Source organism: Bacteroides sp. ET489 (genome assembly GCF_030518095.1).
Taxonomy (GTDB): Bacteria; Bacteroidota; Bacteroidia; order Bacteroidales; family Bacteroidaceae; genus Bacteroides; species Bacteroides ndongoniae.
In genome coordinates this window covers 214092-239241 of sequence record NZ_JAULLJ010000001.1, presented here as the reverse complement: position 1 = coordinate 239241, position 25150 = coordinate 214092, and the positions used below count along the sequence as shown (strand labels likewise).

At 44.1% G+C, this 25150-nt stretch carries 22 protein-coding genes and 1 pseudogene; 17 read left to right on the top strand and 6 right to left on the bottom strand.

Annotated elements, in window-relative coordinates:
• The first annotated feature begins 57 nt into the window (after nt 1-57).
• The 8 genes from Q3C19_RS01020 to Q3C19_RS00985 all read left to right on the top strand — a co-directional run bounded on the left by Q3C19_RS01020 (nt 58) and on the right by Q3C19_RS00985 (nt 9586).
• Entirely contained in the window at nt 58-1428 is a 1371-nt protein-coding gene (locus tag Q3C19_RS01020) for a lipopolysaccharide biosynthesis protein (protein ID WP_302726568.1), read from the top strand.
• Complete coding sequence (locus tag Q3C19_RS01015) at nt 1415-2695, top strand: glycosyltransferase family 4 protein (RefSeq protein ID WP_302726566.1); 1281 nt, start codon at nt 1415-1417, stop codon at nt 2693-2695. The genes Q3C19_RS01020 and Q3C19_RS01015 overlap by 14 nt, the downstream gene beginning before the upstream one ends.
• 28 nt (nt 2696-2723) lie before the next feature.
• Complete coding sequence (locus Q3C19_RS01010) at nt 2724-3833, top strand: glycosyltransferase family 4 protein (RefSeq protein ID WP_302726564.1); 1110 nt, start codon at nt 2724-2726, stop codon at nt 3831-3833.
• A gap of 45 nt (nt 3834-3878) precedes the next feature.
• Nucleotides 3879-5117: a hypothetical protein gene (locus tag Q3C19_RS01005; RefSeq protein ID WP_302726562.1), complete on the top strand. Its 1239-nt coding sequence runs from the start codon at nt 3879-3881 to the stop codon at nt 5115-5117.
• Between the two features lie 15 nt (nt 5118-5132).
• Nucleotides 5133-6236: a glycosyltransferase family 4 protein gene (locus Q3C19_RS01000; protein WP_302726560.1), complete on the top strand. Its 1104-nt coding sequence runs from the start codon at nt 5133-5135 to the stop codon at nt 6234-6236.
• Complete coding sequence (locus Q3C19_RS00995; protein ID WP_302726558.1) at nt 6233-7339, top strand: glycosyltransferase; 1107 nt, start codon at nt 6233-6235, stop codon at nt 7337-7339. Before Q3C19_RS01000 ends, Q3C19_RS00995 begins: the two co-directional genes overlap by 4 nt.
• A gap of 22 nt (nt 7340-7361) precedes the next feature.
• Nucleotides 7362-8459: a glycosyltransferase gene (locus Q3C19_RS00990; protein WP_302726731.1), complete on the top strand. Its 1098-nt coding sequence runs from the start codon at nt 7362-7364 to the stop codon at nt 8457-8459.
• Between the two features lie 182 nt (nt 8460-8641).
• On the top strand, nt 8642-9586 hold the full coding sequence (locus tag Q3C19_RS00985; RefSeq protein ID WP_302726556.1) for an Rpn family recombination-promoting nuclease/putative transposase: 945 nt from the start codon (nt 8642-8644) through the stop codon (nt 9584-9586).
• 102 nt (nt 9587-9688) lie between these two features.
• Here the strand turns inward: Q3C19_RS00985 and Q3C19_RS00980 are convergent, their stop codons facing one another.
• The 6 genes from Q3C19_RS00980 to Q3C19_RS00955 form a co-directional block, all read right to left on the bottom strand.
• Nucleotides 9689-10213, bottom strand: a complete 525-nt coding sequence (locus Q3C19_RS00980; protein WP_302726554.1) for an N-acetylmuramoyl-L-alanine amidase — start codon at nt 10211-10213, stop codon at nt 9689-9691.
• A 164-nt stretch (nt 10214-10377) separates the two neighbouring features.
• On the bottom strand, nt 10378-10491 hold the full coding sequence (locus Q3C19_RS00975) for a smalltalk protein (protein WP_159434484.1): 114 nt from the start codon (nt 10489-10491) through the stop codon (nt 10378-10380).
• A gap of 236 nt (nt 10492-10727) precedes the next feature.
• On the bottom strand, nt 10728-11237 hold the full coding sequence (locus Q3C19_RS00970; RefSeq protein ID WP_302726551.1) for an HU family DNA-binding protein: 510 nt from the start codon (nt 11235-11237) through the stop codon (nt 10728-10730).
• A 268-nt stretch (nt 11238-11505) separates the two neighbouring features.
• Complete coding sequence (locus Q3C19_RS00965; RefSeq protein WP_022163478.1) at nt 11506-11727, bottom strand: DUF4248 domain-containing protein; 222 nt, start codon at nt 11725-11727, stop codon at nt 11506-11508.
• Nucleotides 11728-11992: 265 nt separating this feature from the next.
• Nucleotides 11993-13909, bottom strand: a complete 1917-nt coding sequence (locus Q3C19_RS00960; protein WP_302726549.1) for a DUF3987 domain-containing protein — start codon at nt 13907-13909, stop codon at nt 11993-11995.
• A gap of 150 nt (nt 13910-14059) precedes the next feature.
• Nucleotides 14060-14629: a BT4734/BF3469 family protein gene (locus Q3C19_RS00955; RefSeq protein ID WP_302726547.1), complete on the bottom strand. Its 570-nt coding sequence runs from the start codon at nt 14627-14629 to the stop codon at nt 14060-14062.
• A 246-nt stretch (nt 14630-14875) separates the two neighbouring features.
• Between Q3C19_RS00955 and Q3C19_RS00950 the strand changes: the two genes are divergently transcribed.
• The 9 genes and pseudogenes from Q3C19_RS00950 to Q3C19_RS00910 all read left to right on the top strand — a co-directional run bounded on the left by Q3C19_RS00950 (nt 14876) and on the right by Q3C19_RS00910 (nt 24955).
• On the top strand, nt 14876-15337 hold the full coding sequence (locus Q3C19_RS00950; protein WP_302726545.1) for a hypothetical protein: 462 nt from the start codon (nt 14876-14878) through the stop codon (nt 15335-15337).
• A gap of 2 nt (nt 15338-15339) precedes the next feature.
• Complete coding sequence (locus Q3C19_RS00945) at nt 15340-15894, top strand: putative colanic acid biosynthesis acetyltransferase (RefSeq protein ID WP_302726543.1); 555 nt, start codon at nt 15340-15342, stop codon at nt 15892-15894.
• A 31-nt stretch (nt 15895-15925) separates the two neighbouring features.
• Complete coding sequence (locus Q3C19_RS00940; RefSeq protein ID WP_302726542.1) at nt 15926-16435, top strand: DapH/DapD/GlmU-related protein; 510 nt, start codon at nt 15926-15928, stop codon at nt 16433-16435.
• 4 nt (nt 16436-16439) lie between these two features.
• Complete coding sequence (locus Q3C19_RS00935; RefSeq protein ID WP_302726540.1) at nt 16440-17324, top strand: glycosyltransferase family 2 protein; 885 nt, start codon at nt 16440-16442, stop codon at nt 17322-17324.
• Nucleotides 17321-18073 (top strand): glycosyltransferase family 2 protein, encoded by a 753-nt coding sequence (locus tag Q3C19_RS00930; protein ID WP_302726538.1) that lies wholly within the window; start codon nt 17321-17323, stop codon nt 18071-18073. The genes Q3C19_RS00935 and Q3C19_RS00930 overlap by 4 nt, the downstream gene beginning before the upstream one ends.
• 476 nt (nt 18074-18549) lie before the next feature.
• Entirely contained in the window at nt 18550-19581 is a 1032-nt protein-coding gene (locus Q3C19_RS00925; RefSeq protein WP_302726536.1) for a nucleotidyltransferase family protein, read from the top strand.
• Nucleotides 19582-19886: 305 nt separating this feature from the next.
• Nucleotides 19887-20480 (top strand): annotated as a pseudogene (locus Q3C19_RS00920) (sugar transferase); the annotation flags it as partial.
• A 344-nt stretch (nt 20481-20824) separates the two neighbouring features.
• Nucleotides 20825-22579, top strand: a complete 1755-nt coding sequence (locus Q3C19_RS00915; protein ID WP_302726534.1) for a hypothetical protein — start codon at nt 20825-20827, stop codon at nt 22577-22579.
• 321 nt (nt 22580-22900) lie between these two features.
• The gene (locus Q3C19_RS00910) at nt 22901-24955 is read left to right on the top strand and encodes an ABC transporter transmembrane domain-containing protein (protein WP_302726532.1); all 2055 of its coding nucleotides are present in this window, start codon (nt 22901-22903) and stop codon (nt 24953-24955) included.
• Nucleotides 24956-25150: the final 195 nt, after the last annotated feature.

The window sequence follows — 25150 nt, the reverse complement described above, 5'->3', positions numbered from 1 at the left end:
CAAAATAATCTTTTATTTTTCTTTGTGATTGATTGTTTTAGAGTAAAAAATGGTAATATGGGTGATCATAGTATTACCAAGGGGATTATCAGCAATGGCCTTGCAAACATTATTCAGAAGTCTGTTCGGATTTTGGATCAATTGTTGTTAGTTCCCTTTTTTTTGACATCTTGGGGAGCTGCATATTATGGAGAATGGTTGACACTCAGTATTATACCCAGTGTCTTGGCTTTTGCTGATTTAGGTTTTGGTTCGGCTGTTAGCAATAGTTTCGTGTTGGCATACGCAGCTGGTGATAAACAGCGGGCAGCAAATCTTAACAAGAGTGGTTATCTTGCCATTTCTCTATCTGTTGCTTTAGGTATTTTATTGACCGTAGCTATTTTATTGTTTGGTGACAGTTTGCAATTGTTTCATAAGTCATTGATTCCGGCTCATGAAGCTATACTGGCTGTTAGTCTGATGATGACTGCCCGTTTATTGGGATTTTATAATCAGCTGGTAGAAGGTTATTACCGGAGTGCCCGTAAGGCTGCTTGGGGTAGTTTATTAGATTCCGGATTACATGTCGTCAATATTCTTGTAGGATTGGGCGTATTGTTAGCTGGAGGTGGTATTGTCGGATATACCTGTTCACAACTGATTGTATCTGTCGTATTTACCAGTCTGTATATTTGTATGGGCAGGCGGTTAATTGATTTATCCTCTTTTCGAGGTAGAATTTTGAAAGAAGATTTGAAACAGATTACAGTTAAAGGTTTGGGATATCTAATGACTCCTATTTGGCAAAGTATCTATTTCCAAGGAGGTACTTTTGTCGTCCGGTTGACGTTGGGTGCAGAAAGCGTTGCTGTTTTCAATACCGTGCGGACGGTATGTCGTTCGGTTAATCAAACATACTCCATTATCAATGCAAGTATCTATCCTGATTTGCAATACGAATATGGAAGAGGAAATATGCAGACGGTTCATCGTCTATTTCGGATAGCTGTACTTTTTAGTATGTTGATTGGTATTATAGGAACAATGGTTTTAGTGTTTTGGGGCTTTGAGCTTTATGAATGGTGGACTCAAAGTGTGTTGTTCACTCCAACAAATGTTTGGTGGGTCTTTATGTTTGGTATTCTGTTCAATGCCGTTTGGTGGACGTCGGTTGTTGCTTATCGCATGACCAACCAGCCTTATCATTTTGCCATTATGAGCACAGTTGCAGCCTGTATCTCGGTGGGATGCAGTTATTTTTTGTCTCTGCTTTGGGGCTTGTTGGGAGCTGCTGTCGGGGCGGTTATCTATGATGCAATCATGATGTTCTATGTCCTTCCAGATAGTTGCCATTTATTAGGAATGAAAGTAAAGGATTTATTTGGTCATATTAATGAGGATAGAAGTTATCTTTTAAAATGCATTTTTAAGTATGGAAAAAAATAAATTTGAAGACATAAGATTATTAGATGGGAAAAATAACGGAATGAAACAAAAGCATATAAAAGTTATATTGTCTACATTAGGACCTTTGCATTTGATCAAAAGCGCAGAAACACTTTCAAATTTGGTAGATATAAAGGTCATTCAAGGATGGATACCCGAATGGTGGAATCGTTGGATTTTGTTGATTCTGAATAGAATGGTGGGGTATAAACTCACTCAAACGGTAAAAAAAAGGACACCGGAGTGTTTGAAAGGACGGAATATTGGAATAGGAATACCGGAGTTTTATTCCCACTTTCGTAGAAGAGTGTTGAAAGACGAATTAGCCAATGTAAAAGCGGCGGTTTTATATGGCATATTAAGTCAAAAATATTTAAAAGATGCGGATATCTTTCATGTAAGAAGTGGCTCAGGTATGGGAGGAGCCATAGAGAAGGCTAAAGCTTGTGGCATGAAAGTAATAGTGGATCACAGTATTGCACATCCTGCATTTATGGATCAGCAATTGAAAAATGAATTCGAGAAAAATGGGGAATTATATGCAATGGGGATGAACAATCCTTTTTGGCAGGGGGTTCTTTCCGATTGCGATAAAGCAGATCTACTGTTGGTAAATTCTCAGTTTGTAAAAGATACCTTTGTAGAAGCCGGATATGATGAAGAGAAGATTCGGGTAGTCTATTTAGGAGTTCGTACTGATTTCAGTCGCTTGAAAACTGATTATACCATTGGTCAACCCATTAAACTGCTCTTTACTGGTAGCTTTGGTTTCCGTAAGGGAGGTGAATATCTGTTGAAAGCTATGAATCTATTGAATGAGCGCAATGTACCATGTGAGCTGACTATTGTTGGAGGAACTAATGGTGCTACCGAAATGTTGAACCGTTATGCTTTACCCAATGTAAAGTTGGTAGGAATGGTGCCACAGAATAATCTGAAGGGATATTTTCAAAGTGCCGATATGTATGTGTTCCCCACTTTGTGCGAAGGTTGTGCTCAAAGCGGAATGGAAGCTTTGGCTTCTGGCTTACCTGTTATTACAACTCGCGAAAGCGGCTTGCCAGTAGTACATGGGCAGACGGGCATCATCATACCGTCCAAAAATGAACAGGCTATAGCCGATGCTGTAATGAAGATTGCTGTTGACAATGAGTTACGTACTAAGATCGGTCAAAACGCAGTTGAGAGGATGGCATGTTATACTTGGGGTAATTATGCTAAGGAAGTTTGTAAACTGTATGAATTGCTTGTGAAAGCTGTTTGTTAAAAAAGATAGTTTTTGATTATTTGTTGTTATGAAAATTGCTTATATAACAGGAGGGGATCCTTATAATAAGAATTCGTGGAGTGGAACCGATTTTTATGTGAGGAAGGCCTTAGAAGATCAAGGCTGTAATGTTTACTGTATCTATGGATATAAGTGTTATAACTTTAGTATGGTTCTCCATAAAATATGGGCTAAAGCGTTGAAGAAGAATTATCAGGCCATGCGATCTATTTCATGTTCAAAGAAATGGGCAAAGTACATTTTATCTAAAATAGAGCCTGATACAGATGTTATTTTTTCTTTAAGCACTATTCCTGTGGCTTGTTTGAATATAAAGACACCAATATACATCTATATTGATGGTATTTATGAATATATGCTTACTCAAGGATTTAAAAAGATTCTTAATGATATAAAAGAAGCTCACCAAATTGAAGAGATGGCTTTAAAGCGTTGTACAAAAGTTATTACTTCTTCCCGTGCTTCAGCAGAAATGATTTTAAAGTATTATCCGATACTCCCGCAAAAGGTTGCAGTTGTACCTTTGGGAGCAAATTTCGATGTCTATCCAAGTCGGGAAGATGTGAGGGATAATATTTATCATAAGACTTTTGACAAATGTCGGATTTTGTTTGTGGGGGTGTCTTGGGAGCGGAAGGGAGCACAGATTGTGGTTGATACGGTAAAATTGCTTCATGAACAGGGATTTCCGGTGGAATTACATTTGGTTGGTTTGCATGAAATACCAATTGATTTACCTTCATATGTAGTTAATCATGGTTTTATCAGTAAGATGGAATCGAATGGTTTAGAGAAATTGGCAAGTCTTTATCGGGATAGTCACTTTTTATTTGTCCCTTCTTATGCCGAGGCTTATGGACTTGTTTTTTGTGAGGCAAGTGCTTATGGATTACCGTCTATTTCGCATGCTGTAGGAGGAATAAAGACAATTGTGGAAAATGGTGTGAATGGTCAGTTGTTCGAAGTGGGCACACAGCCCGTTGTTTTTGCAAATTATATAATGGATACATTCAACAATGAAAATTCGTATAAAAATTTAGCCTTGAATAGTTATGATAGATTTGCAGAAAATTTAAATTGGACTATATCAGGAAAAAAACTTGTAGCTCTTATGTAAATATCGACAAGTTTGGAGTATGTATAATTTGTAAGTTGGTAGACCGTGTCAATTAAAACCTGTATTCTTTTATTTTTGTTTGAATTAGGCTTTGGTGTAAATTTCAACATTGTAGGACGAATCTCGATAAGTGAATTATTCCTGTTGGCTTATACCCCCTTTATCATTGCTAGAATTCGTTGGCTGAAAGCTAAGGAGTTGCGGACCATTACGATAGCATATATCGTTTTGTTAGCTGTACAGATTTTCTCGGAAGCATTGGTCAGTAACGGATTAGCAAACAGTCTGAAAGGATTGGCCATTACAATAGTTTCTTATTTACATTTCATTTTTCTTTTTTACAATCTCACGAAAAATAAGCGTTTCATCTTGGTGATTATCCTTTCCCAAATAGCTATGAAATTGTTTTTTGGCACCAGTTTCGAGGAGCAAAGTGCTGAAGACATTTTGGCAGGTGAGGCGGCTACTTACCTTAAATTTTACATTGCTCCGCTTACCATATTAATATTTTTAGCTATTTCTGTTATTTATAAAAATCGGAGTTTTCCTATACTTTTTTCTTTGTTAGGGATCGTATTTATTCTTTTGGGGGCTAGAAGTAGTGGAGGAATGGCCTTGTTTGCTGGTATGGTGGCCTATCTGATGGAACACAAACAGTTGATTCCCAATAAAAAAGCGCTGATTGCTGCTTCTGTGTTATTGTTGTTGGCTGGCTACGGTTTTTATGTCTACTATGTAAACAGAGTTATAGCAGGAGAAATAACCAGTGGCAACAGCCAACAACTTTTGGTCTGTAAGAATCCTTATAATCCATTAGAACTGTTGATGGCAGGAAGAAGTGAAGTATGGGTAGGATGGCAGGCCTTTATGGATCGATTCTGGTTTGGGCATGGTGCTTGGGCTTACGACACAACGGGGCATTATCAGCGATTGATGTATACATTGTCTGATAATATTTTAGCATTAACAAAAGATAAAGTTAGTTATCACTTTCTTATACCTTCTCATTCGGTTGTCGTAGGATGTGGAATGATGAACGGCATTTTTGCTTTTTTATCAATGATCTATATAATCTTTTATTTTCTCAAAAGGGGTTTTATTACTTTGGGATTCTGTGAACGAAAGTATTTGTTAGTATTGGCGTATTATGAGTATAATTTGTTTTGGAATGCATTGTTTTCTCCTCAATCTCATTTTAGACAAACATTGCCAATCGCGTTTGCTATAATATTGATACTATATTTGAGTGATAGGAATCAGAAGAAGCAAATATCATCTAATTAATTTATTATTTTGCTTATGCATATTTGTTTTATAACAACAGGAGATATTAAGTCCATAGCTACGGCAAAAAGGGCTTTAGGATTAGCTAATCATCTTTCCGATTTAGGTTGGAATGTATCTATTATTATGGATGATACAGAGGAGAATCGTCACAGAGTAGAGCTTGAATGTGATGAAAGAACAAAAGTTTATTTTCTGTATTATCATTCTGCATTTGATGAATTAAAAAAGAAAAATACACTTATTAAACAGATCAAGCCGGATGTACTTTATATCTGCGCTTTTGTTTTTAGGAATATTGTTGCACTTCGCTATAGATGTATTAAACTGGTTGAGCATTCGGAATTGCAATCTGGGATGCGGAATGTAAAAGGGTTGTTTCGATTACGTGCTGTAATGCAGGAAATGATGTCGGTATTTTATTCAACTGGCTTATTGAATGCTAGTAAGTTTCTACAGAACCATTTTCTAAAATTGGCAAAGAAATTAGGCCGAGAGGGATTGCCAATGTTATATTTTCCTTATGCCTATAATAAATCGGTCTGCCAGTTTGTTAGAAAAGAAAATCTGATTAAAAAGGAAGATGGGGATAAGTTTTTCGTTTATTTAGGTAGTTTGGCCGAAAATTATGGAGCATTTACGATGATAAAGGCATTTGAGTTGATTCATGAACGACATCCGTCTTTTCATTTATTGTTATTAGGTAAAGGACCTGATTATAAAAAAGTTGTTCAGTACATAAAAGTAAATGAACTCCAAACTTTTATTCATACTCCAGGATTTGTGGAAGAGGAAGATATTTCTGCATATTTTACATTAGCAGATGCATTCATTTCTCCTATGAATGATACAATTCAGGATTGGGCCAGGTGTCCCAGTAAGTTGTATATGTATTTACCTTATAGGAAGCCAATTATTACTTGTAAGATTGGAGAACCTTATGAGGTATTAAAAGAAAATGGTGTTTATTTCAAGCCAACTTCAAAAGAGTCTTTAGCACAAACTATTGAGAATATGGCAGATGATGATTCATGGAACTTAAAAATTGATCCACTTATGCATGAATGGAATATACGGGCTAAGGAATTGGATTCTTGGATAAAAAAATGTTGCAAATGAATCTATTGTTTTTTCAAAATTGCATAAGCCCACATCAAATCCCTTATATCCGTGAATGCGCTAAAGATGAACGTGTAGAAAGAGTACATCTTATTGTGCCGCGTGCAGATTACGTATTGCGAAAAGATATGGGCTGGGATAGTACGCATTTGTTGGATAATACTTCGGTCCAATTGTGGCTAAAGCCTACAGATGAACAGGTCATTCAGCTTCTAAAGGAAACGAAAGACTCGATTTGTTTGTATACGGGTGTTCGTGCAGATGCTGATGTCTTTCGGTGGCTTAAATTAAGTTTGAATTATCCTGTGAAACGGGGAATTATTACTGAACCACCTAATGTATATCCTACCAAACCATTGTGGTTGCATTACATTCGATTCTTGCTTCAGGATTATGTATATGTGAAGTACATTCATTATGTGTTTGCCTTTGGAAATCTGGCTGTCAAGTATTATCGGTTCTGGAGTAAGAAATGGTCTGTGATTCCATTTGCTTATTGCACAGATAATGCTCGTGCAATAAATTGTAGCTGTCCGTTAGTAACGGATAAGTTAAGATTGATATTTGTGGGTAGCTTAACGCGCAACAAGAATGTAGTATCTGTTTTAAAAGCATTATCTGCCATACAAGATGATACTCTATTTTTTGATATTGTTGGGGATGGAGAGGAGCGTAAACATTTGGAAGATTTTGTGGTGAAAAATCAGGTGCGAAATGTGACTTTTTATGGTTATTTGCCGATGAATGGGGTCTCTTCTGTAATGAATCAGGCGGACATTCTAGTTTTGCCTTCACATTACGATGGTTGGGGAGCCGTGGTAAATGAGGCTTTACAATTAGGCCTATATGTTATCTGTAGCAAACATTGTGGAAGCAAATCTCTTCTAGTGAATGACCGCATAGGATTTATATACCATTCTTATCAAGAACTCCGTGATAAAATACAAAATGTAATTCTAAATAGAGAACAAATAAAAAAAGAGCGTTTGTATAGAAAAAAATGGGCTGATGCAATATCTGGTGAATCAATTTCGAAATATCTGATAGACAATTTATGTAATTCCATTGGAAATGAAATAGTTGAACCTTGGAAACGGATGTAAAATGTTTGATTTTAGTAAATTTATGCGCATCCTCCACTTCATCCCCAGCATCGACCGCTCCTCCGGCGGTGTAGGTGCCTACATGCAACTACTTGCCAAAGAGTTGGGTAAGCTGTGCGACCTGACCATTGCTACGGTAGCATCGGAACATCCGTTGTCGATAGAGAACGCACGGGTGGTTACGTTGCCAGCGGGCTTGTCGCAATATGGTGCTTTGAAGAAGGCATGGCGGAAACTGCTGGATGAGACCCGCCCAAACGTGGTACACGTGAACTGCTGCTGGATGCCGCAAAGTGCTTGGACACAAAAGTGGGCGCAACAGGCCGGATATAAGGTGGTACTTAGTCCGCACGGCATGTTGGAGCCGTGGATCTTGGCACGGCATTACTGGACGAGAAAAGTACCGGCGCTCTGGCTCTATCAGAAACAGGCAGTGGTGAAAGCTGACCGCTTGCATGCTACTGCGGAGAGTGAAAAACAGAATCTGCTGAAGCTGGGTTATAACAATCGGATCACCGTAATTGCCAATGGCATTGATGTAGAGCAGATTGATATAAAAGCTGGTTGGGAGCGGAAAAAACAGATTCTGTTCCTTTCCAGAATCCATGTGAAAAAGGGAATTGAGTTCTTGCTGGAGGCTGTAGCGGCTTTGAAGGAGCGGTTGGAGGGGTATACCGTCCGCATTGCGGGTGAAGGGGAAGTGGAATACATCGAACAGCTTCGACAAAAAGCTCTTCAGCTGGACATCCAAGATAAAGTGGATTTTTGCGGAGGGGTATACGGTGACCGGAAGTGGGAATTGTTCCGGGAGGCGGATTTGTTTGTATTGCCTACTTATTCCGAGAATTTCGGTATCGTGGTGGCGGAAGCCTTGGCTTGCGGAACTCCTGTGATAACAACAACCGGCACTCCTTGGGAGGAACTGAATACCTGGCATTGTGGCTGGTGGACAGAGATAGGAACCGAACCGACCATTCATGCATTGAACGAATTTCTGGATTTATCGGAAAAGGAACTGGAACAGATGGGACGTAACGGCCGCCGTTTAGTGGAAACACAGTATTCTTCTAAAAAGGTGGCAGAGGAAATGGTGAGGATGTATGAGGTGTTGAAGGTTTAGGGTTGAAGGTTTAGGGTTGAAGGTTTAGGGTAGTCTGTCTAATGGCTTCTCCTATAAAAAGAAAAACGACTGTGTAATTCTGTGTCCTTCGTGGTGAATGAAGTTTAAATTGAAAACTTTGGTTTTCATTTGCTTCTGCGTTTACCTTTTACTATCTTTGCTCAAACAAAAAATATTCAGCTATGGCACTGGAAGGACTTCAAGAACGATATGTAAATTTTTATACGGATTTCGCTTTTAAGAAACTGTTCGGAAGCGAGGTGAACAAGGATTTGCTCATCAGTTTTTTGAATGCGTTGTTGTCGGGTGAGGAGGAAATCAAGGATCTGACCTATTTGAACACCGAACATTTGGGTGAACACGAAGAAGAACGAAAAGCTGTTTTTGATGTATATTGTGTGAACGAAAAGGGAGAGCGCTTTCTGGTAGAGATGCAGAAAGCTGAACAGCGTTTTTTTAAGGATCGTAGTGTCTATTATTCTACTTTCCCTATTCGGGAGCAAGGTCCCAAGGGGAACTGGAACTATGAATTGAAAGCTGTGTACACCATTGGCATTCTGAATTTTAGTTTTGATGACAGCGATCCGAACTACTATCACCATGAAGTCAAGTTGGTAGATATGAAAACAATGAAAGTATTCTACGACAAGCTGACTTACATTTATTTGGAAATGCCTAAATTTCGCAAGACGGAAAATGAACTGGAGAATCTTTTTGAGAAATGGCTTTATGCCATCAGTCATTTGCCTGCCTTGATGGAACGTCCTAAAGCCTTGCGTGAAGCGGTTTTCGAGAAGTTTTTCCGTGTGGCTGAAATCGCCTGCTTTACCCAGCAGGAACGTGTAGCCTATGAAGGAAGTCTGAAAAATTATCGTGACTGGTACAGCATAGCCGAAACAGCGGAATACCGGGGCTGGGAACGCGGCCATAGCAGAGGCTTAGCGGAAGGACGTGCGGAAGGACGTGCGGAAGGACGTGCGGAAGGACGTGTGGAAGGACGTGCGGAAGGTCGCAATGAAGAAAAGCGGTTGATAGCCGAGAATATGATAAAGATGGGAATGACAGTGGACGATGTTTGCCGCATTACGGGATTGTCTATGGAGGAAGTGGAAAATATTCGCCCATGAAAAACACAGATTATCGCAGAATAAATAATCTGCGATAATTTGCGTCTATCTGCGTTTCATTATCACACAATATCTGTGCGCCTCTGTGTCCTCCGTGGTGAATCATTCATTCTCCAAGTATCCGAACACCGCCCTCGTATCCAGGCAGGGACAGGCTTTGGGAGTGACGCCGGGCAGGTCTCTGTGGCCCACCAGACGGGCGTGGGGAAAGAGCTTCCGTAGTTTCAGGAAAAGGAGAATCAGCTGTTCGGTCTGTTCGGGGGTACGCGTGTCGGCGGGGTGGCCGTCTGCATCCAGACCGCCTTCGTAACAGATACCGATGGAGCAGCGGTTGAAAGGACGGCAATGGGCTCCGACTTCCAACAGGCGGCGATGCTGGCTGATGCTGCCGTCCCGACGGATGTAGAAATGATAACCGATGGTGCGAAAGCCACGGGCTTTGTGATCGCGCAAAAGCTGTTCTACCGGATAGTCGCGGTTGCAACGGGTGGCGGAACAGTGCAGAATGATGTAGCGTACGGAGTCGATGGAGTCCATCAGCAGACCGCTCTCTACCTGGGTCAGGAGGCTGCGTTCATCAGGGACTTCTGTACCGGCGACGGTGAGGGGGAAGGTTTCTTGGATCATAGGTTTTGAGGTTTTAAGTTTTTAAGGTTTTAAGTTTTTAAGGTTTTAAGTTTTTGAGTTTTTGGGTTTTAAGGTTTGAGGTTTTATGTTCTTTCAACTTGAAACTAACACTCCATAAACTCAAAAACTTAAAAACTCAAAAACTCAAGTTACATAGAGGCTTCTTAAAGCAGGGCTGCACAACTGGAGACACCGAGGGCTGTGAGGGCGGCAACGATGGCTTGGACAATGGCGTGGAGGATGGTTACCCAGGTGGATTTTTTCTTGGTTTCGGACATGGTGTGAATTAAAAGTTAAAAGTTAAAAATTAATAGTTGGGGGATTAGGGTTTAGGGTTGAGGGTTTAGGGTTGAGGGTTTAAGGTTTAGGGGGAGTCTATGTATTGGCTTAACTTCTCTAACTTCTTAACTACTTGAATAGTTTATGGTTAGGGGTTCTTATTAAACTCTTCCTACTTTCATCTCCCCTCCTTGCTCCCCTCTCTTTGGGAGAGGGGTTGGGGGTGAGGCTTTGTTTAACCTAACGGATCTTCGCCTCCGTCGCTACCGTCGGTGCCGGTACCGGTGTCATCGGGATCTTCGTCCACCGTGCCGCTGTCGGCCGAGTTGACTTGCTTGATGACGTTACCGTCCTTGTCGTAGCAGGTGATGTTGATGGAGGTATCCTTCAGTTCCTGCTTGATGTCGGTACTGGGGGTGAAGATGACACGGCGGGAGGTGATGAGCGAAGTGCTGACGTCCTCGACGTTTTCCACGGAGTTGGCACGGACGCCGAAACGCATGGTGCCCAGACCAGGGATGGGAACGGAATGGCCTTCGGTGGCCCAACTCTTGATGACGTCGCCAATGGCTTCCCACGTGGCATTGATGGTGCCTTTGGAAATGCCGGACCGCAGGGCGGCCTCACTGATGACTTTGTCTTCTTTCAGCGTACTGTAAATGTCCGCTAACATGATAAACCGATACTGTCCTGCAGAAGGACCTACTGCCAGTTTCATCTGGCGTGCTTTGACTTTGATACCCATGAGGAGAATTAAAAATTAAAAGTTAAAAATTAATAGTTTAGGGTTTAGGGTTTAGGGTTTAGGGTTTAGGGTTGAGGGTTGAGCGTTGAGCGTTGAGGGTTTAGAGTAGTCTATGTATTGGCTTAACTTCTCTAACTTCTTAACTCCTTAACTTATCAACTCATCACCTTGTCACCTTGTTAACTCGTCAACTTGTCAACTCGTTAACTTGTCGCAAAGATACGGCAGGGGAAAAGGGGAGTTATGGGTTTCTGAAGGTTTCTGAAGGTTACGGCTCTCCCAGGTGATGAATAATCAGTGATACCTGGCGGGCGGTGAGCAACTTCTGCGAGCGGTGATAGTCGGTTTGTGACAGATCTTTCATGAGGGGAGGACAATTGTGAATCCAGCGCATCAGCCGGTTGGTTCCGATGCTGGTGGGAGACTCAGGAAAATAAAGACGGGCCAGTTCGCCTTTTTTCATGGTGACGGGGCGGAAGAAAGAGGACATGTGGTAAGTTAAAAATTAAAAGTTAAAAATTAATAGTGAGAAATTAAAAGTTGAGGGTTTAGGGTTGAGCGTTGAGGGCTTAGGGTTGAGGGTTTAGTGTAGTCTATGTATTGGCTTAACTTCTTAACTCATCAACTCATCAACTCCTTAACTCCCTGCCTTGGGTTGGCTGCTGATTTTTTCCCAGTTAGGAAAAAATTATTCCCTAACTAGGCCGTATTTTTTTCCTAACTAGGAAAAAAACGGGGGCTTGGGAGGGGTGGAATCAGCTGTTCGAGGGGGCAGAAACTTGCAAACTTGCAAAACTTGCAGCCGCCTCACCCACACACGTGCGCATGCGCGTAGCAAACTCGTATTCGCCACGCTGAGTTTTCTGCAAAATGCCTTTTTCGGTCATCCGTTTCAGCTTCGAGTCGATGGTATTGCGGGCTATTCCATACCGTTGCCCTTCTTCAAGAACACTCTGGCGACTGAACCGATGGGGCAGACGATCGAAAAAGGCATCCACGGACAAAGTGCTTTGGCGCACAGTCTCGGTGGCAGGCAGCAGCGAGAGGACATAGCAGGCGTGTTGGTACAAAGGTTCGGCAAGGGAAAGAACTGCTTGAAAATCCGCTTCGGTGACACTCAGGCAAAACAGAGGAATCACTCCGTCGCGTATGTTTTCGGACGGTATGCGCGGGTCGGGCGACAGGCCGGGACAAGCGATGAGCTGGCGGGTAAGGTCGTCGTAGGCCGTTTCCTTTCCGCCATCGCCGGAGGGAAGCAGCGCAGCAAGCGACCGGAGCAGGGCTATGACACTCAGCATACGGCAAAGGTTGATGGCGATACGGGTGACGGTGCTCTTCATGGGATCACCATGAATGGCTCCGGCACGGACGAAAAGACGGGCCAGATGCTGGTTGAACGTCTGTTTCTGCTCGGGAGACAACTCCAGACGGATGTTGCTTACGTTGGCAGCCAGACTGTCGAGCAACTGTTTCCAGTCTTCTCCCCACTGTGTGAAGATCCGGTCGTAATCGGCATCGGAAAGGTTGAACTGGTCGGCCCATTCATCGATGGGCGGCATGCAATAAAACACCTGGCGGGAGAACAGACCGTTCTCGGCCGAAGGGATAAGCGGACGCACCTGTGCCGGGGTACCGCTAAGCAAAACACTGAGGTAAGACTGTTTGCACTCACGGTACTCGTGGTTGGTACGGCGGTTATAGGCCAGACGCTCGTGGTCGAAACTTTTGCGAAGCGTGTCGCTCCAATGTCCGTATTCGCTGCCAATGGCGGTACTGACGGTGTCGGCTTCGGCCTCGCAGATCAGTCCTGCCCCGTCGGCATCCATCAGGTTTTCGAGCATACCGGTACCGGAGTTGTCACCGGTGATAAGAAACATTTTCATGCGAGGCTGTTCAGGTTCGGGCTGGTTTGTTTTCTCTTTGCCCATTGCATCCCGGCGCATTTTTTCCTGCCGGTAGTCTTGCAACTTCCGGTTGTAGGCATCGAGCAGGGAATCGTGAATAGGTTCAGCCAGCCGGCGTACCCAGGTCAAGGCTCCTTTTCCCGAAGCCGGGGGAGCCACCACAAAAGTCTGGAGGCAGGGATATTTTTTCTTACGTCCATACGTAAAACAGATCAGCTTGTTGAGGGTGGCTCCGATGACAGTGACGGCTCCCAACAGCAAAATATCGCGCTGAGCGGGTGAATCGCCACAATCTATGATTTGTTGCAGGAAAGGAGGCCAGTTGTAATCGGAAAAACAGGGAAGGGGTGGCACCTGCGTTTCGTCGTCTGTCGCTTGCGTTTCGTCACTTGCGTTTTGGGGCTCGCAGCCTGTTGATTTTCGCTCTTCGCGCGTGCGCGTGTGTGGGTGAGGGGGCTGCAAGTTTTGCAAGTTTGCAAGTTTTCGGTCCAGTCGGATGCCTGTCCGTTCGGCCAGGTGGAACACGGTGCCGAGTGAATTTGCGCCGGTGCCTTGCTGCAAGGCGTGGTCGTAAAGTTTGTCTGCTTCTTCCGACTTGTATTTCTCGGAGATGCGGCATAGGCGGTGAAAAGAGGAACGTCCTTCTTCGCCACAACTGTTGGCAATGGCAAATGCCATCGGCATGTATTCCTGGTAGGTAGGTGCTACGTTGGCACCGGATTTTTCAACAGCGTCTACCAAACGCTGTAATGATTCGATGTTGTCCATATTGTTTTAAGTTTTTGAGTTTTTGGTTTTTTGAGTTTTTGGGTTTTTGAGATTTTGAGTTTTTGGGTTTTTGGTTTTTTGAGTTTCTGAATTAAGCTTCATTCTCAATTATCCATTCTCCATTCTCCATTATCAATTCTCCATTCTCCATTATCCATTCTCCATTCTCACTTTCGCCCCCGCGTCGTGCGCCAGGAAACAGGCTCTTGACATGTCGGAGTTGGCGGTGTCTACTTTCAGACCGTGTTTCCATTCGAGGTAGTCCCAGGCGGTATGCAAGGCTTTGTCGAACGATTCTTTGATGCTTTCGTTCGGACATAACCGATAAGGGACGAACAGTTTGACTCCTTTGGCACCGGGACTGATAAAGGCAAGGTCGGGATGAAGCACGTCATCGGCAAACAACCGGTTGCGCCATTCCTCCGCCTCGGCGGCGGTGTCCAGATGGTCGATGTCGATGACGAACAGTCCGGAAGGAAGTGTCAGACAAAGTTCTTTGCAGTAAGGAAAGATGCCGGCAGGTGTGACATAAGGCAGTAATTGCTGCTTCTTTTTCCGGAAGAGTTGTCCGTCGGCCAGTGTGGCGCGTACCTCGTGTGTCAGTTGCTCCAGTTGTTTGTCGGACGTGAGGTAAGTGTGAAGTCCGGTCAGGTTGCATACGCCCGCCGGCACCTTGTTGGTGACGGGGGCATGGAAAAAACTCATAATGCTTTCTTTCATAATGTATGTGTGTTTTTTAGTAAGATATGATGCGAATATATGTCAATTTAGTGGAGTGAGAATGTTCATTGAGAAGCATTGAGATTTTATTGAGTGTTTGTTGAGACTTATTAAGTAGTAGGAGCATCCAAATAGGAATATTTCTTGCTCAGTTCAACATACCAGAATGAAAGTGTTACTTTATTTGACACATCCACAGCGCAATTTTGCATGAAAAAATTAAAATAAACTTTTTACATCACGAAAATGGATGATAAAACAAGAATCGTAATTAATATCAACGGTGGAACGAATACGATAATGCCTTCGGCTACTTCTGTTGTTCAGTATTTTTATGGAGAACAATTTGCTGATTCTATTGGTCAGAGAAAAGAGGTTGTCAATACAAACGAAACGATGACACGGCAGGAACAGGAGTTGTACAGGTATGTGCATGATGTGGAAAAGTTACGTTTCTATGTGAAACAGATTGGCAATTGCAATTCGGCGTATGAATTGGCCGATGTGGTAAAGCTGATGCTTGAAGACGGACATGTGCGTAAGGAAATTGTGGTAAAAGCTGCCTTTATTCAGAAACTTCTGCCTTTTGCTGCCAACCTTATATCGGGCGGCACCGTGGACAATGTGCGGTTGCAGATTAATAATATGCTGGCGACGAGGGGGAAGAAGGAGAAGATGGAGATGATGGTGAAGAAAGGGGGGCAATGAAGATGGAAAATGAAGTTAATTTTATATCGCCATATTCAACGGGGAATCGGATAAAACGGATGGTATGGACAATTTGTTGGAATGTGTTTGCACGTCCTTTTCCAAAAAGTTCGGCAAATGCATGGAAAGTATTTCTTTTAAAATGTTTTGGAGCTAAAATAGCAAAAAATGCGTATGTTTATTCTTCTGCTAGAATATTTATGCCGTGGAATTTAATTATGGAAGAGCAAACTTGTATAGGCTCAGAAGTGAAATGTTATAATGCTGCTCCTGTTATATTAAAAAAATATGCTACGGTATCAGAACGCGCTTATTTGTGCACGGCTTCACATAATATTTCTTCTCCGTGCCATGAGCAGATAGCAAATGCAATCATTATTGGGCAAAGAGCTTGGATTGCAGCAGAGGCTTTTATTGGTCCCGGTGTTGCTATAGGTGAAGGAGCGGTTGTAGGTGCAAGAGGCTGTGTTTTTAAAGATATAGAACCGTGGACTGTTGTTGGTGGAAACCCAGCAAAGTTCTTAAAAAAAAGGATTATAAATAATGGTAACTTTTAATCCGATACAGACTAATACCATGCCTTTATCAATGAAGATAAAGAACATGCTATGGGGGATTGTTAATAGTACATTTTTTCGTTTTTCGCCTCCAATGTTTAGAATTTTTAAACTCTATCGTGTGGCTCTGATAAAACTTTTTGGGGCAAAAGTAGATTGGACCTGTAATTTACATCCATCTTGTAAAATTGAGTATCCATGGAATTTAACTATGGGTAGACTGTCTTCATTAGGTGAGAAGTCTTGGATTTATGCTTTAGATCGGATTACAATTGGAGAAAAATGTTGCATAGGTAAAGATGTATATTTACTGACAGGATCACATGATATTAATAAATCTACTTTCGATTTGATAATCAAACCGATTTACATTGATGACGGCTCATGGATTGCTACAAGAAGTTGTATACTTTCAGGTGTGATTATTGGGAAATATTGTGTAGTAGCTGCTAATTCAGTCGTCTCAAAAAATATAGATAGTGAAACTGTAGTAGGGGGTAATCCGGCGAAATATATTAAAGACAGAATTATTAAAGGATGAAACAATGTTAGATATTTCTGTAATCATACTGACTTATAATGAGCAAGTTCATATTGAACGTTGTATTCATAATGCCCAAAAGTTTGCTAAACATATTTATCTGGTAGATTGCTATTCAACAGATAGTACAGTAGAAATCGCTCGATCATTAGGGGCAGAAGTTTATCAGCATCCTTGGGAAAATTATTCCAAACAATTTAATTGGGCATTGCAAAATTTGCCTATTAAAACTGAGTGGGTCTGGCGTATGGATGCAGATGAGTATCTTTCGGATGAATTGATTGAAGAATTGCACCAAACCCTTCCTTCTCTTCCTAAAGACATCAATGGATTTACAGCTCCTTGTTTGCGTATTTTTATGGGGAAATATATCAGACATGGAATTATACCGCTCATTTTATTGCGATTATTCAAAATTAGATATGCAGTATGTGAGAATCGTTTTATGGATGAACATATTCAGCTATCTGAAGGTATAATAGGAGAATTAAAGCATCCGTTTTACGATGACAACCTGAATGGTTTAACCTGGTGGACAACTAAGCATAACGGTTATGCTACACGGGAAGCCATTGATTTACTTATGACAGAATATGGGCTGTATGAGAATGATGTTGTGAATTCCGGTGCCCATTCTGCGGCTATTCGGAAGAAAAAACTAAAATACATCAAATTACCTTTGTTCTGGCGGGCATTTGCCTTTTTCTTTCTTCGCTATTTTATCCGATTAGGTTTTCTGGACGGTAAAGAGGGGTTCTTGTGGCATTTTTTGCAGGGGTGGTGGTATCGGACATTGGCCGATGCAAAAGTGTATGAAATCAAGAAACGCTTCGGCTACGACGCTGAAAAAATCAAAGCGTATTTGAAGGAGAATTATTTGAATTTATGAAAGTTTCTATTATCACTTCCTGCTTCAATCGGGAAGCGACTATCGCACATGCCATTGAAAGTGTACTGGCACAGGATTATCCGGACATTGAATACATTGTGGTGGATGGAGCCAGCAGGGACCGTTCGTTACAGGTAATTGAACGGTACAGCGATCGCATTGCCCGGATTATCTCGGAGCCGGACAGCGGGATGTACGAGGGTATCAACAAAGGAATACGGGTGGCGACGGGCGATATCGTGGGGCTGCTGCATTCGGATGATTTTCTTTATGCTACGGACATCATCAGCCGGATTGTAAAACGGTTTGAGGAAACCGATGCGGACTTTGTGTATGGAAACGGGCTGTTTGTTGATGCAGACGACACGAACCGGGTGGTGCGCAACTGGATAGGGGGAAGCTACAGCAAATGGAAAGTAAGGCACGGGTGGTTGCCGCTGCATCCTACCTGCTACATTCGCAAGGCTTGTATGGACCGGTTGGGGCTGTATGACGAAAGTTACCGGATTGCAGCGGATTCGGATCTGCTGTTCCGCTATCTGTATGAAGCGGATCTGAAAGTGGAATACCTGAACGAATATATTGTAAGGATGCGGATGGGAGGACTAAGCACGGACAGCAAGCGGAGGAAACAGATGTGGGAGGAGGATGTGCGGATGTACCGGAGTCATGGAATGCCTGCTGTATGGACCAAACTGCAAAAGATGGCATGGAAGGTGCCGCAGTTTGTGAATCTGGGGTCTCTGTGATGAGAAAACACAGATTAACACAGATTTACGCAGAATAAATAAGTCTACTCAAGTTTCGCAAGTGCGAAACTTACAGGAGTTAAAGAAGTTAAAAGAAGTTATCGCCCACCAAGGTGGGCTTAGAAGTTAAAAGCCAATAGACAAGAAAATGAAGAACAAGATAAATGAAGAACAAGATAAATGAAGAATGATGAATGAAGAATGATGAATGAAGAATGATGAATGAAGAATGATGAATGAAGAATGATGAATGAAGAATGATGAATGATGACTATTCCTTAGTGTAAATATTAAAAGAGGTTTTGAGCGAAGCTAATGAAGAATTTATTAACCATTCACCATTCACCATTTACCATTCACCATTTACCATTCACCATTAACCATTAACCATTTACCATTCATAAAAGGTATCGGCTTAACTCCTTAACTTCTTAACTCCTTAATTACCAGAAAAATATTAAATCCGAAACTTAAATATGGAAACTCTTTTCTTTTATTTCCTGCGTAGAGGATTGTGGGAAACGGAAGAAGAATATAAGGGTAGTAAGGCTATCGGGCCGGAGGATTGGGAAAGGCTGTTTGCGATGGCACACGAGCAGGCAGTGACCGGATGGCTGATAGACGGCGTGGGCCGGACAGCCATGCGCCCGGATAGAAGTGTGTGGGAACAGTGGCTGTTTCATCTGCTTTATCTGGAACAGATGAACAGGCTTGCAGAGCGTTGTGGACAGCAGTGGCTGGAAAAACTGGAGAAAGCCGGCATGTCTGCTTTTGTGTTCAAGGGGACATCGGTGGCTTTGTGGTATCAACAGCCGTTGCATCGCAGTCCGGGGGATGTAGATGTGGTACTGAAGGATGGCTGGAGTCGGCTGAAACCTATGTTGACGGAAGCCGGTATTGCATTTCGGGATGAAAACGGAGATATCGTGGTGCAGGAGAATGAACGGGTACCGGTAGAACTGCATGCCCGGTGGGAGTATGTATACAACCCGGTGGTGAATGTCCGCCTGCAACGTTTGTGCAAAGAAGCAGACGAAACGGACCGGGAGCTGTATCTGGTCTGCCTGATGCTGCACATACGCAGGCATTTTCTGACGTACGGCATCGGGCTGAAACAGGTATGCGATGTGGCGGTGATGTTGCGGCATGCCGAACTGGACGGGAAGAAAGTAGCGATTTTGCTGAAACGGCTGCATGTGGAAAGATTCGGCCGGATTCTGTTTGGATTTATCGAGAACTATATAGGAGGAACAGAGGCTTATCCCTTGAAACCGGTCAAACGGGGAAAAGGAGCTGAGCTGTTTAGGAACGTCGTGCTGAGAGATGGCTATCGCCTGAAAATGGAACGGGAGGAGAAAGCCCGGAATATGCGTTTCAGGATAGGCCGCATTGTGGGAAATGCCTGGTTCTGGGTACGGCGCGGGTGGACGCTGCTGGGTATTATGCCCGGTGAAGTGATGAGCTTTCTGGCGTACAAGGCGGGAAAGCGGATTTTTAGGCACGGATGACACGGATTTTCACAGATTGGATTTTTAAGTTTCGTAAGTGCGAATTGAAACCTAACAACCTTCCAGAAGGAGGGGAGTCTGATACTACTTCAGGAATGAAGAACAAAAAAATGAAGAATGAAGACTATACTTCTATGTGAAAAATCAAAAGATTTTTTGAGCGAGGCTAATGAAGAATTTCTACGACTCATTCTCCATTCTCCATTCTCCATTCTCAATTATCTATTAAATCAATTAATATGTATGTAGAACGTATGGGAAAAACGGTAGACTACTTTTCTTGTGGATCACCATTGGACTGTCTCGGAAACCGGTTGCTGAAACGGGCGTTCGATTTTGTCTGTTCGCTGGTGTTCCTTTGTACTTTGTTTCCGGTGTTGGTCATAATTGTTGCCATTATGACGGAGTCGACGATGCCCGGAAGACTCTTCTTTGTACAGAAACGGACGGGATGGAGAGGAAGGACATTCCGATGTATAAAGTTTCGTACGATGAGGGCCAGTGCCGATGCAGACACCCGGCAGGCTACCCGAACGGATGCGCGGATTACGAAATGGGGACACATTATGCGGAAAACCAATCTGGACGAGATGCCGCAATTCCTGAATGTGCTGATGGGAGACATGAGCATTGTAGGACCGCGGCCACACATGGTGAAGCATACGGAGGAATATTCGAGGCAGATAGATGAATACATGGTGCGGCACTGCATAAAACCGGGCATTACGGGCTGGAGCCAGGTAAACGGTTTCCGGGGAGAAACACCCAGGCTGGCCGATATGAAAAACCGGGTGAAGTATGACATCTGGTATATCAAGAACTGGAGATTTACGCTGGATTTGTACATCATTTGGAAAACAGTAGAGAGTTGCTTCTTTACGGATGCGAAGGCGTATTGATTTGATTAGTTGGTTAGTTGGTGAGTTGATAAGTTGATGAGATGGAGAGTTAGTGAGTTGAAAGGGGAGATGTTTTACCACAGATTTCTCAGATTATTTCGGATTGAATCATTAACTAATCTGTAGATGAGGATGTGCTGAAACTTAGTTATGTTATCTGGCTCCCCTCCTTCTGGAAGGAGGGGAGTCTCAGATACTTACCCTCCCCACACTGCATCTTGAATTTAATCTGTGTTGTAATCCGTGGTGAACATTGAAATATAACTTCTGTGAGGCTCTGTGTCCTCTGTGGTGAAAACACTTTTAATTGAAACTATTTTTTTGAACATTAATTATAAACAGAAATGAGAAAATTTGTATGGAGTATGCTGATGTTGCTGTCCGTAGGATGGGGCAGTGCATCGGCGCAAGAGATCGTCAGCAGTGACACAACGGTATGTGAAGTCAATCAGACTCCGCAACCGACGGATGATCACTATCGAGTTGTAACAAACCGATTTTGGGACAACTGGTTTATTATGGGAGCCGTGGGTGGACACATGTTTGCCGGAGATGGATGTCAAGGGGTGAGCAAAATGGGTGAGCACTATTCGCCTGACTTCTATATGGGCTTGGGTAAGTGGTTTACGCCTGGTATCGGTGCCAGGGTGCAATTTGGAGTAGGACGTTCACAGGGGCACAGTGACTTTGAAAGTGTATTTGCCTATGGCGAACCCTTTATTGAAAATGGTAAAGAATATTGGCGCGCCAAGACTGATTGGTGGGACATCAGTGCACAGGCGATGTTCAACTTGTCAAGACTGATTTATGGATATGAAGGAAAGAATTCTGAACGGTTGAAGAACCAATTCATTTTTACGGTAGGTATCGGAGGTGTGCATCATTTTAATACACCTGCACGACGCAATGAATGGTCCGGACACTTTGAGTTGCAATACAGCCGTTTCTTCAGTAAGAAAAAAGACTGGTCACTGGACTTCAAACTGCACAGCATTCTTTATCAGACTAACTTTGACGGAAAAATCGGAGGGCAGTATACTCCGTGGGATGCGAATCACGGAGTGGCAGTGGGCTTTACTTATTACTTCAAAAAACGCCATTGGGACAGATGTCTGCCGTGTGAGAACCCTGTATACATCAACAACGTGATAGCTGCACCGGCTACCATCGTCAACGAGTGTCCGGAATACGGAGTACTGGAATTCTATGTGTTCTTCCCGAACAACTATTCTGGACGTAACGATGCGCCGACCATGGTGGATGCGCCGGTGAACGCCATCGATTACCTGGCTTCGGGTATCTTTACCCAGACCAAGTTTGACAATACGGATGCAGTGGCTCAGCGTCTGGCATCGGGAGCCAGTCTGTCGGGGCTGAAGACTTCGGACATACCGACCCAGAAAGCAGGGGAAGCACCGGAGATTGCAGGGGTGACACGCGGATATGAAATGTCGCTGTCGCCGATCTCATTGAGTATGGACGCTGAAAGCATGAACCGTTTCAAGGAACAGACCGGTTACTACTATGCACCGATGTACTGTCAGGGAAATATATGGCACTATCGTGTTGATACGGAAACTGCCATGCAGAAACTGATCAGTGAAGATAACTATAAAGAGGGACAGTCGTTCGGACTGAACGCACACAGCGGACTGGGCATTGTAGAACAGAACATGCGCCCCGGAGCCGACTCGAAGCTGGTCAGCTTTGCGGATATATATGCGGCTGTAGAGAATAACAAAGGAAATGTGGCACTGGCCAGTGACTCGGCTACGGTGGGCAGACTGAACGAGATTTTTGAAAAGGGACGTCTGCTGTATGTGGTGGCTGAAGGTCTGGCAACCAGCCAGGACAACTACATTGGCGAAAATGCTGAGGAGATTGGTCTGGAACGTAATAAGAAACTGGCTTACAACCGTGCCTTTACGGTAGTGAACTGGTTGAAGACAAATCCGAAATTCAAGAATATGCCTGGAAATGCCTTCCTGGTAAATGCGCTGGTGAACCCGGTTGTGGAACTGAACGATGAAAGTGTACAGGGATTGAACGCCAAGGTAAAGCGTAGTGTAAAGGTAAGGATATTCTATGCAATTGACTAATGTTTTTGATATTCTTTAGGAAGTTAAGAAGTTAAAGAAGTTAGAGAAGTTAAGCCAATAGATAGAGTACTCTCAACACTAAACTCTCAACCTCTGATCATTTGCCATTGCAAAACTATCGACTTTAACTTCTCTAACTTCTTAACTTCTTTAACTTCTTAACTAAAAAAAGTCACCGTGAGGTGATTCGGGAGCCTGCTTTGAGCTTAGCGAAGCCGGGGCAGGCGTTACTTATCTATCGAGATAAGTGATTGTTTGTTTTGTTTGTCAAGCCATGTCGCTTTTTAGCGGCATGGCTTGTTTTCGTTTTGCAAAAAGAGGATGAAAAAGTTTTTTGATAATGAAATTTTGATGGCAGAGATTGCCGGATGGTTGCGGGAAGGAAAAACGGTGACCATACCGGTGAAAGGGAACAGTATGAAACCGTTTTTGGCGGACGGACGGGACAGGGTTACGCTGTGTGGCTGCCGGGCTGAAGAACTGTCGCCGGGAGACGTGGTGCTGGCTGGCGTGAACGACGGCGGAAGTACCGTGCTTCACCGGGTTGTAGAACGGCGGGGAACCCGTTTGCTGTTGCAGGGAGATGCCAATGAGACAACGGAAGAGACCGGACTGCAGGAGGTGTTGGGAAAGGCGGTTGCCATGGAACGCAAAGGGCAGACGTATGAAGTGGACGGAAAGGTTTGGCGCTGCTATTCGGCCGTCTGGATGAAGGTGTTGGCTGGCAGGCGTTACCGGCAGAAGGTTCGCGGTATGTTGGCTTATTTGAGGCAGGCATTGGGCGGGCATGGCAGGAGTGTAGGGCTGAGTTGCCTGACAGGGGTGCTGTCGGTGGGGCTTTCGCTATTGTTCATCTATTTTTCCAAACAGGCTATTGACGCGGCTACAGAGGGGAGGGCAGAGGAACTTCCGCTTTGGGCTGGTGTGTTGGTCGTGAACATGCTGCTGCAACTGGCGTGCAATGCATGGGACAACTGGGTGGCTGTGCGGGCACAGGTCGGGACGGGAAACGGATTGAGATACAGGATTTTCGGTCACCTGTTGCGGAGCCGCTGGAAGGAACTGGAACGTTTCCATACCGGAGACGTGATGAACAGGGTAGCAGGAGATACAGCAACTCTGACCAGTCTGCTGACGATGACTCTGCCGGCTTTTGTGATCCTGGGCATACAGCTGCTGGCGGCTTTTGCTTTCTTTTACTGGCTGGATGCGCGACTGGTCTGGCTGGTGGTAGGGATTCTGCCCTTTTTCCTGCTGGGAAGCCGGCTGTACATGAAGCGTATGTATGGCTATGCAAGCCGGATCAGGAGGACGGACAGTCGGATACAGGCGGTGATTCAGGAAAGTCTGCAGCAGCGGAATGTGGTACGGGCTCTGGAAATAGGCAGGAAACGGCTTCATAGGCTGGAGGGGGAACAGGAGAGTTTGCGGATGCGCCTGCTGAAGCGTACCCGTTTCTCGATATGGACTCGTGCCTGTGTGTCGGGGGCTTTCTCGGGCGGCTATCTGGTGGCATTCTGTTGGGGAGTATGGGGCCTGAGTGACGGCAGCATCACATTCGGTACGATGGCGGCTTTTCTGCAACTGGTGGGGAAGATACAGCAGCCTGTATGGGACATGGCTCGGCTGATTCCTTCGCTGGTGGAGGGGATGGCATCGGTTCGCCGGTTGAGGGAGCTGGAGAGTTTGCCGGAAGAGGAAGCGGGAAGTTCTTTGCGGCTGGCAGAGACGCCGGATGTGGACGTGGAAGGGATAGACTTTGCGTATGCTCCGGGGGACCGACCGGTGTTCCACAACTTTTCGTGCCGTTTCCCGGCCGGGAGCCGTACGGCGGTGATGGGCGAGACCGGAACAGGCAAGACAACATTGGTGCGACTGTTGCTGGCGTTCGACAAACCGCAGGCGGGAGCTATCCGGCTGAGGACGGGAAAGGAGACGGTGGAGGTGTCGGCGCGTACGCGGTGTAACTTTACGTATGTGCCTCAAGGGAACACGTTGTTCAGCGGGACGATCCGTGAGAACTTGCGGATGGGAAATCCGGAAGCGACGGGGGAAGAGATGTGCAGGGCTTTGCGGACGGCTGTAGCGGATTTTGTGTATGCGTTGCCCAACGGGCTGGATTCGTTTATCGGGGAACAGGGCAGCGGACTGAGTGAAGGACAGGCGCAGCGAATTGCCATTGCCCGCGCCTTGTTGCGCAACAGTCCGATATTGTTGCTGGACGAAGCGACATCGGCGCTGGATGAGGAGACGGAACGGATATTGATGGAGAACCTGGAACGGGATTATACGGACCGGACCTTTATTTTTGTAACGCATCATGCGGCAGTGGCGGAGCGGTGCGGACAGGTGGTGAAAATGAAGAATGAGGAATGAAGAATGAAGAATGAAGAATGAGGAATGAAGAATGAGGAATGAAGAATGAGGAATGAAGAATGAGGAATGAAGAATGAGGAATGAAGAATGAAGAATGAAGAATGAAGAATGAAGAATGAGGAGTATACTTCTATGTAAAAAATCAAAAGAGGTTTTGATCGAGGCTAATGGGGAAATTTCACCACAGAGGACACG

Coding starts and splice junctions, on each gene's coding strand:
- Q3C19_RS01020 (WP_302726568.1), top strand. CDS start 58: ATGGGTGATCATAGTATTACCAAGGGGATTATCAGCAATGGCCTTGCA.
- Q3C19_RS01015 (WP_302726566.1), top strand. CDS start 1,415: ATGGAAAAAAATAAATTTGAAGACATAAGATTATTAGATGGGAAAAAT.
- Q3C19_RS01010 (WP_302726564.1), top strand. CDS start 2,724: ATGAAAATTGCTTATATAACAGGAGGGGATCCTTATAATAAGAATTCG.
- Q3C19_RS01000 (WP_302726560.1), top strand. CDS start 5,133: ATGCATATTTGTTTTATAACAACAGGAGATATTAAGTCCATAGCTACG.
- Q3C19_RS00995 (WP_302726558.1), top strand. CDS start 6,233: ATGAATCTATTGTTTTTTCAAAATTGCATAAGCCCACATCAAATCCCT.
- Q3C19_RS00990 (WP_302726731.1), top strand. CDS start 7,362: ATGCGCATCCTCCACTTCATCCCCAGCATCGACCGCTCCTCCGGCGGT.
- Q3C19_RS00985 (WP_302726556.1), top strand. CDS start 8,642: ATGGCACTGGAAGGACTTCAAGAACGATATGTAAATTTTTATACGGAT.
- Q3C19_RS00980 (WP_302726554.1), bottom strand. CDS start 10,213: ATGATCCAAGAAACCTTCCCCCTCACCGTCGCCGGTACAGAAGTCCCT.
- Q3C19_RS00975 (WP_159434484.1), bottom strand. CDS start 10,491: ATGTCCGAAACCAAGAAAAAATCCACCTGGGTAACCATCCTCCACGCC.
- Q3C19_RS00970 (WP_302726551.1), bottom strand. CDS start 11,237: ATGGGTATCAAAGTCAAAGCACGCCAGATGAAACTGGCAGTAGGTCCT.
- Q3C19_RS00965 (WP_022163478.1), bottom strand. CDS start 11,727: ATGTCCTCTTTCTTCCGCCCCGTCACCATGAAAAAAGGCGAACTGGCC.
- Q3C19_RS00960 (WP_302726549.1), bottom strand. CDS start 13,909: ATGGACAACATCGAATCATTACAGCGTTTGGTAGACGCTGTTGAAAAA.
- Q3C19_RS00955 (WP_302726547.1), bottom strand. CDS start 14,629: ATGAAAGAAAGCATTATGAGTTTTTTCCATGCCCCCGTCACCAACAAG.
- Q3C19_RS00950 (WP_302726545.1), top strand. CDS start 14,876: ATGGATGATAAAACAAGAATCGTAATTAATATCAACGGTGGAACGAAT.
- Q3C19_RS00945 (WP_302726543.1), top strand. CDS start 15,340: ATGGAAAATGAAGTTAATTTTATATCGCCATATTCAACGGGGAATCGG.
- Q3C19_RS00940 (WP_302726542.1), top strand. CDS start 15,926: ATGAAGATAAAGAACATGCTATGGGGGATTGTTAATAGTACATTTTTT.
- Q3C19_RS00935 (WP_302726540.1), top strand. CDS start 16,440: ATGTTAGATATTTCTGTAATCATACTGACTTATAATGAGCAAGTTCAT.
- Q3C19_RS00930 (WP_302726538.1), top strand. CDS start 17,321: ATGAAAGTTTCTATTATCACTTCCTGCTTCAATCGGGAAGCGACTATC.
- Q3C19_RS00925 (WP_302726536.1), top strand. CDS start 18,550: ATGGAAACTCTTTTCTTTTATTTCCTGCGTAGAGGATTGTGGGAAACG.
- Q3C19_RS00915 (WP_302726534.1), top strand. CDS start 20,825: ATGAGAAAATTTGTATGGAGTATGCTGATGTTGCTGTCCGTAGGATGG.
- Q3C19_RS00910 (WP_302726532.1), top strand. CDS start 22,901: ATGAAAAAGTTTTTTGATAATGAAATTTTGATGGCAGAGATTGCCGGA.